The organism is Carnobacterium sp. 1290_CSPC, assembly GCF_001053265.1.
Classification (GTDB): domain Bacteria; phylum Bacillota; class Bacilli; order Lactobacillales; family Aerococcaceae; genus Aerococcus; species Aerococcus urinaeequi.
In genome coordinates this window covers 42599-60897 of sequence record NZ_JVVG01000053.1, presented here as the reverse complement: position 1 = coordinate 60897, position 18299 = coordinate 42599, and the positions used below count along the sequence as shown (strand labels likewise).

Sequence of the window (18299 nt, the reverse complement as noted above, 5' to 3'; positions counted from 1 at the left end):
GTGGTATAATAAACCTATCGAATATATAGGCGCTGTATGGGCTAACTCGCTAGGGGCGAGTGAATGCCTGTGCAGGTTTTTGTGTGTTAACAAGGATTTGTGCTACGAATTTAGAGTCTATTATCGAGATGACGATTGGCAAATAAAGGGCAATTCACTATTATAGATGAATTTGAGTTTGACTTATCGATAACTAGAAAATACCTATACAACATGACAACAAGTATTTAAACGAATATTAGAAGCGAAAACAAGGAGCTATCAAGAATGAAATTAATCGTCGGATTGGGTAATCCAGGTAAAAAATATGAGGGCACACGACACAACATTGGCTTTATCGCTTTAGGTGAATGGGCCTACCAACATAATGAGACTTTCAACAAAACAGGCTTTAAAGGGGAATACTTTGAAACTTTTGTTAACGGGGAGAAAGTGATTTTCCTAAAACCAACTACCTTTATGAATAATTCAGGAGAAGCGGTTGGCGCTATGGCCAACTATTATTCAATTCCAGTAGAAGATATTTTAGTGGTTTATGATGATTTAGATATGGATCCAGGCCGGATTCGTTTACGTCAAAAGGGGTCTGCTGGTGGACACAACGGGGTGAAATCACTGATTGCCCACCTTGGTACCGACAAAATTCGCCGCATTAAACTAGGAATCGGCCATCCGGGTAAAGAAGGGACCGTTGTCAACCACGTCCTATCAAGATTCCCTAAAGAAGACCATACCCCAATGCTTGCTGCTACGCGTGCAGCGGTTGAAGCCATTGACTACTGGTTAGCAGGCAATTCTTTTGAAGAAACCATGACCAACTACAACAACTAGCCAAGAAAAGGAGGGAGACCGCTTGGATTTACAAACATTTTTCTTGCAGGAATCTCAAAATGAATCATTTAAACAACAAGCCAAATCAGGTCAATCAGTCCTTTATCTAGGCCTTCAAGGGGCTAGTCGGGCTTATATGGCTAAAACCCTACTGAATTTGGCCAGCGAGCAAAAAGTAGTCATTGTAACCAACAATCTACTGCAAGCCGACCACTTTTATAATGACCTACAAAGTGACTTTTCTGATGAACAATTGCATCTCTTTAATGTGCCTGAATCTGTGGCTGCTGACTGGGCGATTGCCAGTCCAGAAGCCTTAGCCGATCGGTTGAATGTTTTAAATTGGGCGCGTGACCCTAAAGCGACTGGTGTCCTAATCACGCCTATGTTTGGTTTGAAACGCCTATTAACCCCAACTGAAATTTGGGACAACACTCGTTTGCTAGTCAAATTAGGGGATGAATTAGAACCAGCTACCCTAGTTCAACGTCTGTTAAATCAAGGTTACCAACGGGCGGAAATTGTCATGACCCCAGGTGAAATGAGTCAACGCGGGGACATCGTAGACTTTTATCCTATAAATGCCGAATATCCAGTCCGAGTATCTGTGGGCTTTGACGAGGTAGAACGGATTTCAACTTTTGATCCCAACACCCAAAAATCCCTGCAAGACCAACCAAGTATCAACATTCAACCGTCGCAAGAATTCATTGTCTTGCCGCAACAATTACAAGCCCAAGCTGATGCCTTCCAAAAACTGATGGCCAAGTCGTTGGCTAAGATAAAGGACGACGTGGTTAAAGATTTAGCGACTGCCGTTGTTAACGATGAAGTCCTTGCATGGAAAAATGGCGAAACCACGGAAAACTCAAAATACTTCCACCAGTATATGTACCCAGAAACCACGACCATCCTTGACTATATTGGCGACCAAGCTTTCTTAATTTTGGACGACTATGCGCGTCTAATCCAAGAAGAGGCTACTTGGACCAGCAATACTGAAATGTACTTACAAACTATGGTTGAAATGGGACAGTTACCGGCTCAAGTCCAAGTATATGCTGACTTTAAGGAAGGTATTCAAGCTTTTAAAGGTCGTAAATTTTACTTTTCAGTATGGCAGCAAGGGCTAGGGTCACTGAAATTCGATGGGCTGTACCAGTATCAAACGCGAATGATTACACAGTTTTATGACCAAATGGATGCCCTGAAAATTGAACTAGATGCTTGGATTCGTACAGGTCGAACAGTGGTTATCATGTTAAAAGACAAGGACAGGGTGAAAGAAGTCCAAGCCATTTTGCGAGAAATAGATGTAGCGGCTGAAGCGACGGACGAAGGGAATATCTTCGCCAACAAGGTTAACCTAATTGCGGGCGGCTTATCAGGATCGATTGAATTCGTCCAAGAACGTTTAGTCTTACTGGCTGAAGCGGATATCTTCCATACCCAGAAGAAACGACGCAAGGCTAAGAAACCGCTGATTTCAAATGCGGAACGGATCAAAAACTACCAACAATTAGAAGTTGGGGACTATGTGGTTCATGTTAACCACGGGATTGGGCGGTATACTGGTATTGAAACTATCGAGTTTGCCGGCACCCACCAAGACTACTTGACCATTGTCTTCGCCGACCAAGCAGCTATTCATGTGCCGATTGACCAAATCGATTTGGTTCAAAAATATGTGTCTGCTGAGGGGCGTGAGCCTAAATTAAATAAAATGGGCGGTAGCGAATGGGCGAAAACCAAACAGAAGGTGTCCAGCAAGATTGAAGATATTGCGGATGAACTGATTGAATTATACGCCTCTCGTGAAGCACAGAAAGGTTTCGCTTTTAGTCCAGATACTGCTGAACAGGCCGAATTTGAAAATGCCTTCCCGTATTCAGAAACCGATGACCAAGTCCGGTCGATAGCTGAAATTAAGAAGGATATGGAAGTAGAGAAACCGATGGATCGATTACTCGTTGGAGATGTCGGTTTTGGAAAAACGGAAGTCGCTATGCGAGCTGTCTTTAAAGGTTTAATGGAGGGTAAACAAGTAGCTTTCTTAGTGCCCACGACTGTTTTAGCCCAACAACATTACGAAACCTTCACTGAACGGTTTGCAGACTGGCCTTTTGAAATTGGCTTATTATCTAGATTTAGAAGCAAGGCCCAACAAAATGAAACCATTGCGGGCTTGAAAAAAGGGCAAGTGGATATTGTGATTGGTACTCACCGCGTCCTATCTAAAGATGTTGAATTCCTTGATTTAGGGCTATTAGTGGTTGATGAGGAACAACGGTTTGGGGTGAAGGCCAAGGAAAAATTGAAGGCCTTAAAAGCGAATGTAGATGTGTTGACCCTGACGGCGACACCGATTCCTCGTACCTTAAACATGTCTATGCTAGGGGTTCGGGACTTATCCGTTATTGAAACACCGCCAGCCAACCGGTATCCCGTCCAGACTTTTGTAATGGAGCAAAATTACGGGGCAGTCAAAGATGCCATTGAACGAGAAATTGCTCGAGATGGTCAAGTTTTCTATCTCTTTAATAATGTGGCCCAAATCGAAGAGAAGGCGGCCTTTATCAATGAGTTGGTCCCTGAAGCGAGGGTGGCCATTGCCCATGGTCAAATGACTGTTGCCCAACTGGAAAATGTCATGATGGACTTTGTACTTGGTGAGTTTGATGTTTTAGTGACGACAACCATTATTGAGACAGGTGTCGACATTCCTAACGCCAACACCTTACTGGTTGAAGGAGCCGACCGGATGGGGCTATCTACCCTCTACCAATTACGGGGCCGGGTTGGACGATCAACTCGAATTGCCTATGCCTATTTCATGTACCGTCCGGACAAGATGTTGTCTGAGGTATCTGAAAAACGCTTGATGGCCTTACGTGATTTCACGGAACTAGGGTCTGGTTTTAAGATTGCCATGCGTGACTTGTCCATTCGTGGGGCAGGTAACTTGCTCGGGAAACAGCAACACGGCTTTGTTAACTCAGTCGGTTTCGACCTCTATTCACAAATGTTACGTGAAGCAGTCCAACGTAAACGGGGCATTTTACCGGCTAAGAAAACTGAGCCAGTGGAAATATCACTATCTATTGATGCTTATATTCCGCAGAGCTATATCCGGGATGAGCGACAAAAAGTGGAGATTTATAAACGGGTGCAGGCCATGACCAGTGTAGATGAAATGTGGGACTTGGATGATGAGTTGATGGATCGATACGGTGAACCACCAATTGAAACGCAACTGTTACTGCAAGTGGGTGCTATTAAAGCGGCGGCTGATAAGGTTGGTGTGACAAGCATTAAACGCATTACTGCTAGCAACACCATAGAAGTCCTTTTCTACGAAAATCTTGAACAAAAAATCATGACACCAGCTATCTTCAAGGCATTAGAGGACAATCCTTTACGCTTGGCGATTAAGCAAGTTGGGGCTGCCTTAATGATTAGCCTAGGTTTAAACAAGTTGTCTACTGAAGAATGGTTGGACTACTTACTGCAATTTACAACCAAGTTAGCTGATGACGAAAAAGTAGTCCAAATGAAGGCGGACCAATTGGCTAAGGAAAAAGCTGACTACGAGAAATCCCAAGCCTTAAAAGTTGAACAAGAAGAGGCGGCGAGTAAAGCTGCTGTAGACGCACAAGTGAAGGCTGCTGAAAATGAAGCTAATCAAACTGGTTTAGATGCAGAAAATAATCAAGCAGGTGACTAGATGGTGAAAAATGACGATTCAAAGGCAAGGTCAACGGGCCAAGTGGCCATGCAAGGGGCTGCCGTTCTAACGCTCGCAGCCTTAGTGGCTAAAGTATTGTCTGCTATCTACCGGGTTCCTTTACAAAATATGGTCGGTAACGAAGGTTTCTATGTCTACCAACAGGTCTACCCAATATACGGAATAGGGATGACCTTCGCTTTAAATGGTTTGCCATCTTTTATTGGTAAACAGGTCGCCCTACAAAATAACCACAAGCAAAGTAAATCTTTGTTGAAGAGATACGCAGTCATTGTGTCGGTTTTTGCACTCGCTTGTTTTGCCCTGATTTATTTTGGGGCTGATTGGATTGCAACTATGATGGGTGATGGTTTATTGGCGCCTGTTATCAAAAGTGTGTCTTTTATGTTCCTCTTGATGCCAGGTTTACTCCTGTCCAGAGGTTTTATGCAGGGGCGTAATCTTATGACCCCAACCGCTATTTCGCAAGTTGCCGAGCAATTCGTTCGGGTGGCAGTCATTTTAACTGTCGCCTTCATCTTTAGCCGGATGCAGGTGACTGACAAGAATCCAGATGTCTACCAGATGGGTTTTTGGACCATGCAGTCAGCTTGGATTGCCGCCGCAGCTGCTTCGATCGTCATGGCTTATTACCTGTTAGATTACCGCGAGAAGGCCATGTACCAAGACTTTTTAGCCGGGCATTACGGGTTAGGTCAAGCGAGTGAGACTGATGATGCTACAGGATTATCTTGGACTAAATTAACCAAAAACTTTGTCACAGAAGGCTTTGTTATTTGTTTCTTCTCAGCACTATTGGTCTTTTATCAGCTGATTGACGCCTTTACCGTTTACGACCAATTGGTAGATAATGGAATTGCGACGGCGGTAGCCAAGGATATGAAGGGGATTTACGACCGCGGCCAGCCCATCGTCCAACTAGGCATGGTTGTGGCCACATCACTTGCCACTTCATTCTTACCCGCCCTTGCTTTAATGAAAAAGGGTGACCGCAAGCAAGCTGGCGAATTTGAAATTGTCAGCAGACAATACCTGCGGGTGACCCTCTTTCTCGCCACTATCATTACGGGCGGATTGATATCGATCATGCCTCAATTAAACCATTTCCTATTTGCTAGTTCTGCTGGCTCTGAGGTCTTAATGGTTTATGTGATGATGGTTATCTTCGCCAGTCTCGTATTAGGGCAAAATAATATTCTCCAAGCCCAAGGGCAGTGGTATAAAGCAGGTATTGCCTTTATGGTCGGCATGCTGGTTAAAGGGATATTTACAGCGAGTTTAGTTGATTTTCTAGATACGGCAGGCGCCGCCTGGGCGACCAATTTAGGTTTAGCAGCTATGATCATTTACCTAAATTGGACCTTGCCTAAGCAAGTACGTCTGGTTAAATGGGGGCGAGTAGCCTTTAAAGCAGGATTACTAGCTGTTTTAATGGTTGCGGTGAACTTTACTTTAGCTTACTTATGGCACCAAGTTTTAGGGATAGCGCCGGAACGGTTGATGGATACCTTGTTGATGGGGATTCAAATCTTTGTAGGCGTTATGTTGACGATGGTTTACTTACGGAAAGACCCGATATTAAGCCAAGTCGATTGGGAAACCTTGCCAAAAGGCGAGTTGATATGGCGGCTATTGCAGGGATAAAGCGTAGTGAATTAGTGCACGTTCCCGAAATGGGAAAGGCGTCCCCTATACGGAAATGTTGTTTCCAATAGGGGTATAGTCATTTTGCCTAGAGAATCATTAAAGCTTGTAAGGGGATAAAACCCCGGAAAAGCTAGCAAATTCCTAGCTTATTGGTTAAGGACTAGGCGCAAACCATGGTATACTAGATTTAAGATAAGTATGGAAATGGTTTTTGTGGATTAATTTAGAGAAGATTAAAAGAAACTAGCCGAAATTTCAAAAAAAATACGTATATAATAAAGGAGCAAGATTTTTGCGATTAGATAAATTTTTAAAAGTATCCAGAATTATTAAAAGACGAAGTGTTGCTAAAGAAGTTGCGGACAAGGGTCGGATTACCATTAATGGTCGTCCAGCTAAGTCAGGTACAGATGTTAAAATCGGTGACGAACTGGTGATTACATTTGGGAATAAAGACCTGACTGTTCAGGTTGAAAACTTGAAAGAAACAACACGAAAAGATGAAGCGGAAAATATGTTTACCATAGTTGGCGAAAGTTACCACGAGGATCAGGAAAAAGGTAGTCTTTAGTCTTGATTTATGATGGCGCTAGCTTTGAATTATTGTTATACTATTTAAGTATATGATTGACGGATTCAAAGCAACCACAGAAAGGGGTTTTTGCTATGCGGCCAGAAGATCGTCCCGACCGTGAAAGCAAAAAAGTGACATCATTAGCAGAACACCGTAAAGCAAAAACCAAGAAGTGGTCACGAAAACCAAGGACCACAGCTGATTGGATTACAAGGCTTATCGTTGGTATCTTCGCTGTTGTGACCTTGGGTTGTGTGTCGACTGCTTATGCAGCGCACAAGGACCAACAAGGCGTTGAAGAACAAATTGCTTTAACTGAGGATGAAATTGCCGGTGAACAAAAGGCGATTGACACCTTAAGTCAACAAGCATCCTTACTGAAAGATGATGAATACGTGGCTAAATTAGCGCGGTCACGTTATTACTTAAGTAAAGATGGGGAAGTTATCTTCAGTGTACCTGAAGATAACGCTTCTAAACAAGCTGAAATCTTAAATAAGGCTTATTTACAAAATCAAGAAAATAATGATGAATAAATTGCGATAACAAGGTAAACTAGAAATAGCTTTACTCGTCCGGATAAAAATCCATTTACCGGATGCAAGAATTTCAAGGAGGATATTTGGGATACATGGCAATTGAAGTAGGAAATAAAGTTACCGGAAAAGTTACAGGGATTACAAAATTTGGTGCATTTGTTGATTTAGGAGAAGGCAAAAATGGTTTAGTCCACATCTCTGAAGTAGCTGAAGGCTACGTGAAAGATATCAACGATGTCTTATCGGTTGGAGATGAAGTAACTGTTTTAGTGACCAATGTAGCTGATGACGGTAAGATTGCATTGTCAATCCGTCGTTTAAACGCAGATGGCGCAAGCAAACCAGCGTCTTCTAATCGCGGAAACAACGATGGTGGCGGTCGCGACCGTGGCAACCAAAACTTCCGTAAAGATGACAACCGCGACAACCGTGGTGGTGGCTATCAAGGTAAACCAAAATCAAACAACCATTCAGGTGGTCGTTCAAACTTTGGTGGCGGGAATTCATTCAAGTCTAACGCTGGTAATAAAGCGGGTACAAATGATTTCGATAGCTTGATGTCATCATTCTTAAAAGATTCTGATGACCGTTTAACTTCTTTAAAACGTAATACAGAAGGTAAACGCGGTGGTCGAGGCGGCCGTCGTTCTTAATAAGATATAGTGGGTCGTAACTAAGGTTACAGGCCCAAAACTAAGTGTAGACACTTATTGAGAGGGGTCTGTGGCAATTTGTCGCAGACCTCTTTGATGTTTAACCGTGTCTATGATAGAAAGGGATACCTAGAGAATATTCGGGAAAGTAAAAACTTAGGAAAGGAGCGGTATGTAATGGGTGAAAATGTACTAAAGATAGTGGAAGACTGGCTACTAGCTACGAAAGACCGGTTGAAGTCGCAACTACCGGCTAACTATGTGCCAATTGATGGGCAGATCCCCTTTCTATTGGCTGTATCTGGTGGCGTCGATTCTATGGTTTTGTTGGATTTGTTTCACCGCTTAGGTCAAAAATCATTAGTGACTTTTTCAGTAATCCATATTAACCACCAGCTCCGTCCTGAATCAACGGCTGAGCAAGATATGGTCATCAAGTTTTGCGAGGACCGAGACATTCCTATCCAAGTAGTGGCTTGGGACCACGATGACCCGCAGAATCCAAATCGGTCGGAATTGGCGGCACGCGAATTCCGATATGCGGTCTTTGAGCGGATGATGGTCTTGACCAAGTCACCTTTCCTAGTGACTGCCCACCATCAAAATGACCAGGCGGAAACAGTCTTGATGCGGTTAGTTCATGGCGGCCGCTTGAAGAGTATTGCCGGCATTCATCCCTACCGGCCAATTCCCTTGGACCAGGGCTTGCAGACGGGCTATGTGCTCCGCCCCTTGTTAAGTGTGGATAAGGCTGATTTATATGACTATGCAACGGCGTGGCAGGTCCCTTTTAGTGAGGATGCGTCTAATCTTGACCTGTCTTATACCAGAAACAGGTTTAGACAGCAGTATTTGCCGGAATTGGAGTCGGAAGATGGCGCTCTTATTGACCATCTGGGCGACTTCGCCTTGGCTGCTCAAGCGACTAGCCGGTTTGCGGAGGCTTATATGGACCAATTTTTAAGAGATGTCTTGACGAAGAAAGATGACACTTGGCAAGTCGATTTGGTTGCCATAGCGGACTATGACTTGCCTGAACAGGTCTTGTTGTGGCAGCGATTGTTCGACCGAACGAGGGTTGCCGACTTGGCTGCCTTTACGCAAGACGGCTTTAAGCGGATGGTGGCTTTCTTACAAAGCGAGAATGGGCAAGCTGAGTGGCGGTTGCCTGGAGGCTACCGCCTGGTCAAGGTGTATGATACGGCCTATATTCTGCCCGGTGGCCGGTCTGATTTCTTAGCAAGTGTTGGTGCCACCGGTAAAATGACTGAGCAAGTTTTAAGCTGGCAGGACTGGGTGGCAGTAAACGACCAGGTCAAATTTGGTTGGTTTGACGAGGACCAAGCGGATGTTTATTTGCACCAGGGGTCTGTTTTGTTGGCTGAGGTGGGTGCTGACGTTAACTTGACTGTGCGCAATCGCCGTCCCGGAGATTTTATCCACCTCTCAAACGGTCATCGACAAAAGCTAAATCGCTTTTTAATCAACGAAAAAGTCCCATCTGGTATCCGAGATGATATTTTTGTGTTAGCGGATAGCCAGCAAGAGGTGTGGGGCCTCTTTTTCAATGGAGAGGTCTTATATGTAAACCGGAGTGGTGCGGGGGCTAAAGTATTGGTAAAATTTTAGGGGTTTTTGACGTATTTGTTGGCGTTTAATGGTAAGATTGATATAATACTTTTCGCTTATTGAAAGTTTTTTAGGGTGGTTTTTCTGCGCTAAAGGGGCTAGATTTGGATGAGTAGTCTTAATTAATTGCTATTAAATTGGGTTGTTTGCTAAAATAACCTAGAATTATGTGAAATGAAATGTGGAGGATTATAGGCATGCATAAAGATGTAGAGGAAATTTTATTTTCTACTGAGGAAATTGCGGAACGTATTCAGGTGTTAGGTGAGGAATTATCGGCGGATTATCAAGATAAGAAGCCGATTGTAGTTGGTATTTTGAAGGGTTCTGTCCCATTCATGTCTGACTTGATTCGTGCAATGGACATTAAATTACAAATTGACTTTATGGATATTTCAAGTTACGGCGGTGGGGTTGAGTCATCAGGTCAGGTGAAAATTTTGAAGGACTTAGATGCAGACGTATCTGGTCGTCACGTGATTATTGTTGAGGATATCGTGGATACTGGTAATACGCTAGCAAAAATTCATGATTTGTTCCAACACCGTAATGCAGCAAGTGTGAAGGTGGTAACTTTACTTAATAAACCTGAACGCCGTACTGCAGATGTTTCAGTGGATTATATTGGTTTTGAAATCCCTGATAAGTTTGTAATTGGTTATGGTATGGATTTTGACGAAGAATATCGCCAGCTACCTTATATCGGTATTTTGAAGCCTAGTGTTTACGCACATTTATTCCATAATTAGTGAGTTTTTTATATTTATAACTATTCGATGGCTACTTTAAGAACAACAATTAGAATGGGGAAAATGAATGCAACAAAAGAGACCTAACAGACCAAATAGAAACACCTTCATCAGAAGTGGTTTGCTGTGGCTGATTATGTTCTTTGCTTTGATGGCATTAGTTAGATCATTAACGAGTGATTCTACTGGTGGTACCACTGAAGAGTTAACACAATCAGAATTCATTCAAACACTTTCTGATGGAGATGTAGAGAGTTTCTCTATCCAATCCAACGCCGGGGCTTACCAAATCCGCGGGGCTTACAAGGGTTCGGGTGAGGAATCAAGTGAATCATCATCATCAACTAGTGATGGGATTCCAATTTTCCAAGATTTACAACAAAGCTCAGCTTCTGAGTTTGTGGTAAACGTATTACCCAATGACAACACGATTGCAACGATTACGGACACAGCGAATGCGACCGGTACTGAAATGACGGCCTTAGAAGAAGACCAGTCTGGTATGTGGTTGAGCTTATTATTCACTGCTGTACCGATTGTTTTCTTCGTTGTGATTATGTATATGATGTTCAGCCAAAGCCAAGGTGGCGGTCGAAACAACCCAATGTCTATGGGTAAATCGAAGGCTGTTGATCAATCGAAGAAAGAAGTAAAAGTACGATTCTCTGATGTCGCTGGTGCGGATGAAGAGAAACAAGAGTTGGTTGAAGTGGTGGACTTCTTGAAAGATCCACGTAAATTCCAAGCTTTAGGAGCCCGTATTCCAAAAGGTGTGCTTTTAGAGGGTCCTCCAGGTACTGGTAAGACATTACTTGCTAAAGCAGTTGCCGGTGAAGCTGGCGTGCCATTCTACTCAATCTCAGGTTCTGAGTTTGTGGAAATGTTCGTTGGTGTCGGTGCTTCTCGTGTACGTGACTTATTCGAAAATGCTAAGAAGAGTGCCCCATCTATCATCTTTATTGATGAGATTGATGCTGTTGGTCGTCGTCGTGGTGCTGGTCCAGGATCAGGTCATGATGAACGTGAGCAAACATTAAACCAATTGTTGGTTGAGATGGATGGTTTCTCTGAAAAAGATAATGTTATCGTGATTGCAGCAACTAACCGTTCTGACGTATTGGACCCAGCTTTACTACGTCCAGGTCGTTTTGATAGACAGGTATTAGTTGGTCGTCCAGATGTTAAGGGACGGGAAGCAATCCTGAAAGTACATGCCCGTAACAAGCCGTTCGGCCCAGGTGTGGACTTGAAGGTATTAGCGAAACAAACGCCTGGATTTACTGGTGCTGAACTTGAAAACTTATTAAATGAGGCGGCTTTAGTGGCAGCTCGTGTAGATAAGAAACAAATTGATATGATTGATATTGATGAAGCGCAAGACCGCGTGATTGCTGGTCCGGCTAAGAAAGATCGCGTGATTTCTAAGGTTGAACGTCGTATGGTTGCTTACCACGAGGCTGGTCATACCATTGCTGGTTTAGTCCTAAGCGACGCCCGTGTAGTCCACAAGGTGACAATTGTACCGCGTGGTAAAGCTGGCGGTTATGCGATTATGCTTCCTCGTGAAGACCAAAACCTTTACACAACCAAAGACTTGCGTGAACAAGTTATTGGTTTACTAGGTGGACGTGCCGCTGAACAATTAATCTTCAATACCCAAACTTCTGGAGCTTCTAATGACTTTGAACAAGCGACAGGTATTGTTCGTGCCATGATTACTGAATACGGTATGAGTGAATTACTTGGACCAATTTCATACGAAGGTAACCACTCAATGCGTGGGGCAGCTTCTGGTTATGCACAAAACAAATCTTACTCTGAACGCACGGCTGGTCAAATTGATGACGAAGTACGTAAGTTCATGGACGAGTGCTTGGACGAAGCAGAAAGTATCTTAGCTTCTCACCGTGATCAATTAGATGTGATTGCTGAGAAATTACTAGAACTTGAAACATTAGATGAACGCACAATTCGCGCCTTATTCGAAACTGGTGAAATGCCAGAACCATTAGATGGCGAACAACAACGTGAATCAGAAGCTAAATCTTTTGAAGAAGTGAAAAAAGACTTACAACGTGGCGCTGAGCACCGTCAATACCGTAATGGTGAGTGGTCTGAAGAAACGACTTCAGAAGACCAAACCGAAGCGGCTGATGATGTTAATGACTCTGATGACGACAACGACGATCATCAAGGTCCACAAGGGCGAAACGCACATATAGATCAAGACTAAGTAAGGGTGCGAGCGAGACCGCTAAGCTCAACAACACTGGAAGACTAGAGTCGTGCCACACGCAGTGTGGTGCAAACTAGTTTGAAGTAGACTTGAGCTGCCCTTACGAACCCGACTAGGGTGTAAGGGCCGATTTTTCTTGAATCAATAAAAAACCTCCGATGACATTTTATCGGAGGTTTTTCAATGCAATTAAAGAAGCGACTTTCCTAGCAGCAATAAACGGGTTCATTAAACCAATAATGACTGCGTTTCACAAAAACTGCACAATATCTTTCAGATATTGTGCAGTTTTTGTTCCAAGGGTCATTATTTACCGGGTTGCTTTACACTTTGCTAACTATAATATTTTCACTGTTCGTCAAATTAGGTTAGAATGGTAGTTGAAGAGCGACAAGCGAATAATGGGTGCCTAGCACCTAATGATGGAGTGAAATGAATGACAGATAAATTAATTAAGGCAGTGGCCTTTGATGGTGAAGTTCGTATTACAGCTGTAGATGCTACAGGTATTGTCCAAGAGGCACAAAAGAAACATGATACATGGTCTGCTTCTACAGCAGCCCTAGGACGTACGTTAGTGGGTACTTTGATGATGGGGTCTGATATTAAAGATGATGCCAAAATCACTATCCAAATCAACGGGAATGGCCCGGCTGGTAAGTTAGTGGCTGTTGCGGACGGTCAAGGAAATGTGAAAGGCTACGTTCAAGAGCCACATATCAGCCTAGATCCAAACGACAAAGGCAAGATTGATGTACGTGGCGCGGTTGGAACGGAAGGACTTTTTACCGTAACGAAAGATTTAGGTTTGAAAGAACCCTTCTCAGGTCAAGTGCCAATCGTTTCAGGTGAAATCGCTGAAGACTTCACGTACTATCTTGCTTATTCTGAACAAACGCCTTCTGCAGTAGGTTTAGGTGTCTTGGTGGATACGAATGAAACAGTAATTAACGCTGGTGGCTGGATGATCCAATTGATGCCAGGGGTGACTGAATCATCTATTGAAGCCGTTGAAAAGGCCGTTGCTGAAACACCGCAAGTAACCGAATTATTGTCAGATGGCGCGACAGCCAAAGACATGATCAACCGTTTGTTAGGGGAAGAAAATGTCAAATTCTTAGATGAACGTGATGTGCAATTCGCTTGTGACTGTAACAAAGACCGGTTTGCAGCTGGATTAGCGACTTTACCAAAAGAAGAAATCACAGCTATGATCGAAGAAGATAACGGGGCCGAAGTGGTATGTCAATTCTGTAATAAACGCTATCAATTCACAGCTGAAGATTTAAAAGGCATTGAAGACCAAGCTTAAGGTCAAGGTTTGCTATAATAGGCACAATCAACAAGGCTATGCAATCATTTTATAGAGAAAGGTTTGAGCTAGAACATGGAAGTTACAAATTATATGAGTCAATTAATCGGAGAAACACCATTACTGAAATTGCAACGAACAGTCCCATATAAAGCCGCCCAGGTATACGTCAAACTCGAAACAGCTAACCCAACCGGATCAATTTACGACCGAGTTGCCTTAAACATGATTGAAGTAGCGGAAAATGAGGGTCGCTTACAAGCGGACCAACAAATTGTGGTCGCAACCACAGCCGAAGTTGCTGCCTCTTTCGCCTTACTAGGAGCGAGCAAGGGTTATGATACAAAGGCCTTTGTCCCAGATACGGCCACTCACCATGACTTGACAATCTTACGTGCATACGGGGCTCAAGTGCAACTAGTACCCGGCAAACAAGGTGTTGTAGATGCGATGACCCAAGCACGGGCTTACGCTGAAGCGGGCAACCACCTATTTATTGATGTTTACGATGATGAGGGCAACGCTGCCGTCCATGAAAAAACAACAGGACCAGAAATCATCGAAGCCTTAAACGGCGCGCCAGATGCCTTTGTATCAACTGTCGCAACTGGTGGGACGATGACGGGCGTTGGAACAACCCTTAGACAAGAGAATAAGGATATCCAACTCTACGCGGTAGAAGATAAGGATAGCAAATTCTTGTCAGGTGAAATGGCTAAGCCAAGTGTAGCTACTGGATTCAACCCAGGTTTATTGCCTTTGAATTTGGATACCACTTTATACGACAGTATTGTGGCTATTGATTTGGCCAAGGCCAAAGAAACTAGTCGTTTGTTAGCCATCAATGAAGGTTTATTGGTAGGGCCAGCAGGTGGTGCGGCAGTTGCAGCAGCTATCGCAGTGGCTAAAACACTAGGCCAAAACAAAAAAGTAGTCGTTGTTATTCCAGATGATGGTAGACGATTTGTTGCTGAAGGTGCTTTCGACTTCAATACAATCAATTAACAGAAGTAATTGAGTGAATAAACATTATTAAAAGTGAAAGAAGGCTTTTATGAAGGAAGCAGAAGAACATCTTGAGGATCTACATGGTACGGTTGAACCGGAGCAAATTCAACATTTGAGTAAAATGTTTAAGGCTTTGGGGGATCCGACAAGATTACGCATACTATATTTATTGGGTGAAGGCGAAATGATGGCTACTAAGATTTCTGAAGAATTAGGTTTGGAACAATCAGCAGTGTCCCATCAATTAAAGAAATTGTTTGAATTGCGGCTAGTAAAGAAACGTAAGGAAAGAAATACGGTCATTTACAGCCAGGCAGACAGCCATGTCCTGCAAATTTTAACGGATGCCTTTACGCATATTAAAGAAGAGGATGACCAATAATTGAAAGCATAAGCAGTTCCTACCATAATAAGGTTTTCTTTAACCTGAAAATTTGGTACAATGCTTGTGTTTTCGTATTCTCATAGAGAGACGACAGTTTATCCGAAAAAACTGTTCTGATAGAAATTGTCGACAAGGGTCGCTTGCTTTTTTGGCAGAAAGTTGGCAATATAGATAAGTATCAAATTGACTAGAGGATAACGATAGATAAAGTAAGGAGTGTATATAGTGACTGAAGAAAATAATCAACATCAAGCTACTGATGCGACTGAAGGGTTGAACGACCAACTACTTGTCCGTCGTGAAAAAATGGCTGAGTTAGAAGAAAGCGGCTATAACCCATTTGCTTCAGGGTTTGAACGTAACGCAGTAGCAGCTGATTTACACAAAAAATATGAGGCTTATGACAAAGAGCAATTAGCTGAAATGGATGACGTCGTAGCCATTGCCGGTCGTTTAGTAACGAAACGTGGTAAGGGTAAAGCTGGTTTTGGGAACATCCAAGACATGTCAGGCAACATTCAAATCTACGTGCGTCGTGACCACATCGATGAAGAGGATTACGACCACTTATGGAAGAAAGCTGACTTAGGGGATATCGTTGGTGTTGAAGGTACTTTAATGCGTACAAACACTGGTGAATTATCTGTTAAAGCAACGAAATTCGTCCACCTAACAAAAGCTTTACGTCCATTACCGGATAAATACCATGGTTTAACAGACGTAGAACAAATCTACCGTCACCGTTACCTAGATCTAATTGCCAACCGTGAATCATTCGACCGCTTCACAAAACGTTCGCAAATCATCCGTGAAGTTCGTCACTACTTAGACAGTAACGACTATCTAGAAGTTGAAACACCTGTCTTACATAACATTGCTGGTGGTGCCTCAGCGCGTCCATTCATTACCCACCACAATGCCTTAGACATGGAATTATATCTACGTATCGCCCTAGAATTGCACTTAAAACGTCTAGTTGTTGGTGGTATGGAACGTGTGTATGAAATCGGTCGTGTATTCCGTAACGAAGGGATCGATACAACGCACAACCCTGAATTCACTATGCTTGAAGTTTATACAGCTTATAGCAAAATGACTGACGTGATGGACCTAGTTGAAGGTTTATTCCAATCAGTCGCTGAAAAAGTATTGGGTACAACAAGTATCACTTACGACGGTCAAGCAATCGAATTAGGTGGCAAATGGCGTCGTGTACACATGGTAGATGCAGTTAAAGAAGCGAGTGGCGTTGATTTCTGGCAAGAAATGACAGATGAAGAAGCTCGCGCAATTGCCAAAGAGCACCATGTACAAGTTGAAAACAACTTTACAGTTGGACATGTCATTAACGAATTCTTTGAAGAATTTGTTGAAGACACTTTAATTCAACCAACATTCGTTTACGGTCACCCAACAGCGATTTCGCCATTGGCACGTAAAAACGAAGAAGACCCACGCTTTACTGACCGTTTTGAAGTATTCATTGTAGGTTCAGAATCTGGTAACGCCTTTACCGAGTTAACGGATCCAATTGACCAACGTGAACGTTTTGAAGCCCAAGTGAAAGAAAAGGCTGAGGGTAACGACGAAGCGCATCCACTAGATGAAGAATTCTTAGAAGCCTTAGAAACAGGTATGCCGCCTACAGGCGGATTAGGAATTGGTATCGACCGTATGGTTATGCTATTAACAGACGCACAATCTATCCGTGACGTCTTACTATTCCCAACAATGAGAAACGTAGAACAGTAAGTATAAAAAAAGGCCACACTTTCCCATGCTAGCCGGGGTAAAAGTGGTCTTTATTTTTTTGAGATTATTTGTTGACGCGACCTTGCGAATGTGATAAATTATATAAGGTGCTTTTTGTATGCAGATTCCTGTATTTGTATCCAAATCGAACAGTCGTGCTGACTGGTACATTAGCACACAAACATTGAAAAGCTGAAATCGTAGCTGTAAAGCGATTTTTATTTTTTCAAAAAAATTATGACACGCTTGGATGTGTGAGCATAAAGTATATACAAAAAAATCACCCATTAATGGGAAGGAGGAGCTTATAGTTATGCCAACTATTAACCAATTAGTACGCAAATCACGCCAAAGCTCAACTAAAAAATCTGGTTCTCCAGCTTTAGGCCGTGGTTACAACTCAATGAAACGTAAATCTACTTCTACAAACTCTCCTCAAAAACGTGGAGTTTGTACACGTGTAGGTACTATGACACCGAAAAAACCTAACTCAGCGTTACGTAAATACGCTCGTGTTCGTTTATCAAACATGATCGAGGTAACAGCTTACATCCCAGGTATCGGCCACAACTTACAAGAACATAGTGTTGTTCTTATCCGTGGTGGACGTGTGAAAGACTTACCAGGGGTTCGTTACCACGTTGTTCGTGGTGCGTTAGATACTGCTGGAGTTAACGACCGTAAACAAAGCCGTTCTAAATACGGTACTAAAAAACCTAAATAATTAAAATTCGAAAGGAGGAGCACAAATGCCTCGTAAAGGACATATTGCAAAACGTGATGTATTACCAGATCCAATTTATAACTCAAAATTAGTTACTCGTTTAATCAACCGTATCATGGTTGATGGTAAACGTGGTAAAGCAGCTACTATTTTATATACTGCCTTCGACAACATTAAAGCTGAAACAGGTAACGATCCAATGGAGGTTTTCGAACAAGCAATCGAAAACATCGCACCAGTTTTAGAAGTTAAAGCTCGTCGTATTGGTGGTTCTAACTACCAAGTGCCAATCGAAGTTCGTCCAGAACGTCGTCAAACTTTGGCATTACGTTGGTTAGTAAACTACGCTCGCCTACGTGGGGAGAACACAATGGAACAACGCTTATCACACGAAATTATGGATGCTGCTAACAATACAGGTGCTTCAGTTCGTAAACGTGAAGAATCACACCGTATGGCAGAAGCTAACAAAGCCTTCGCACATTTCCGTTGGTAAGAGTTTTCTAAAAGTCGAT

The 18299-nt window shown here is 42.9% G+C and carries 15 protein-coding genes; all 15 read left to right on the top strand.

Annotated features, from left to right (window positions below; all coding sequences use genetic code 11):
- Positions 1–267: 267 nt before the first annotated feature.
- The 15 genes from pth to rpsG all read left to right on the top strand — a co-directional run bounded on the left by pth (position 268) and on the right by rpsG (position 18280).
- Positions 268–831, top strand: coding sequence for an aminoacyl-tRNA hydrolase (gene pth / locus AC973_RS04490; protein WP_048727795.1), 564 nt, complete (start codon positions 268–270; stop codon positions 829–831).
- Positions 832–853: 22 nt separating this feature from the next.
- Complete coding sequence (mfd, locus tag AC973_RS04485) at positions 854–4555, top strand: transcription-repair coupling factor (RefSeq protein ID WP_048727792.1); 3702 nt, start codon at positions 854–856, stop codon at positions 4553–4555.
- Entirely contained in the window at positions 4556–6220 is a 1665-nt protein-coding gene (locus AC973_RS04480) for a putative polysaccharide biosynthesis protein (RefSeq protein ID WP_048727788.1), read from the top strand.
- 295 nt (positions 6221–6515) lie between these two features.
- Entirely contained in the window at positions 6516–6794 is a 279-nt protein-coding gene (locus AC973_RS04475) for an RNA-binding S4 domain-containing protein (protein WP_048727786.1), read from the top strand.
- A gap of 95 nt (positions 6795–6889) precedes the next feature.
- On the top strand, positions 6890–7333 hold the full coding sequence (locus AC973_RS04470) for an FtsB family cell division protein (RefSeq protein ID WP_034258092.1): 444 nt from the start codon (positions 6890–6892) through the stop codon (positions 7331–7333).
- Between the two features lie 95 nt (positions 7334–7428).
- Positions 7429–7989, top strand: a complete 561-nt coding sequence (locus AC973_RS04465; protein ID WP_026465813.1) for a S1 domain-containing RNA-binding protein — start codon at positions 7429–7431, stop codon at positions 7987–7989.
- 177 nt (positions 7990–8166) lie between these two features.
- Positions 8167–9618 carry a tRNA lysidine(34) synthetase TilS gene (gene tilS / locus AC973_RS04460; RefSeq protein WP_048727779.1) on the top strand — a complete coding sequence of 484 codons (1452 nt, stop codon included), beginning with the start codon at positions 8167–8169 and terminating at the stop codon, positions 9616–9618.
- Between the two features lie 197 nt (positions 9619–9815).
- A complete protein-coding gene (hpt, locus tag AC973_RS04455; RefSeq protein ID WP_048727775.1) occupies positions 9816–10367 on the top strand; it encodes a hypoxanthine phosphoribosyltransferase in 552 nt (183 codons plus the stop codon).
- A gap of 67 nt (positions 10368–10434) precedes the next feature.
- Complete coding sequence (gene ftsH, locus AC973_RS04450; protein WP_048727773.1) at positions 10435–12600, top strand: ATP-dependent zinc metalloprotease FtsH; 2166 nt, start codon at positions 10435–10437, stop codon at positions 12598–12600.
- A 439-nt stretch (positions 12601–13039) separates the two neighbouring features.
- Positions 13040–13915, top strand: a complete 876-nt coding sequence (gene hslO, locus AC973_RS04445; protein WP_048727770.1) for an Hsp33 family molecular chaperone HslO — start codon at positions 13040–13042, stop codon at positions 13913–13915.
- 75 nt (positions 13916–13990) lie between these two features.
- The gene (locus AC973_RS04440) at positions 13991–14920 is read left to right on the top strand and encodes a PLP-dependent cysteine synthase family protein (RefSeq protein WP_048727768.1); all 930 of its coding nucleotides are present in this window, start codon (positions 13991–13993) and stop codon (positions 14918–14920) included.
- Between the two features lie 49 nt (positions 14921–14969).
- Entirely contained in the window at positions 14970–15305 is a 336-nt protein-coding gene (locus AC973_RS04435) for an ArsR/SmtB family transcription factor (RefSeq protein WP_003142497.1), read from the top strand.
- A 228-nt stretch (positions 15306–15533) separates the two neighbouring features.
- Complete coding sequence (lysS, locus tag AC973_RS04430; protein WP_048727766.1) at positions 15534–17060, top strand: lysine--tRNA ligase; 1527 nt, start codon at positions 15534–15536, stop codon at positions 17058–17060.
- Positions 17061–17373: 313 nt separating this feature from the next.
- Positions 17374–17784, top strand: coding sequence for a 30S ribosomal protein S12 (rpsL, locus tag AC973_RS04425; RefSeq protein ID WP_026465805.1), 411 nt, complete (start codon positions 17374–17376; stop codon positions 17782–17784).
- Positions 17785–17809: 25 nt separating this feature from the next.
- Positions 17810–18280: a 30S ribosomal protein S7 gene (rpsG, locus tag AC973_RS04420; protein WP_016896550.1), complete on the top strand. Its 471-nt coding sequence runs from the start codon at positions 17810–17812 to the stop codon at positions 18278–18280.
- Positions 18281–18299: the final 19 nt, after the last annotated feature.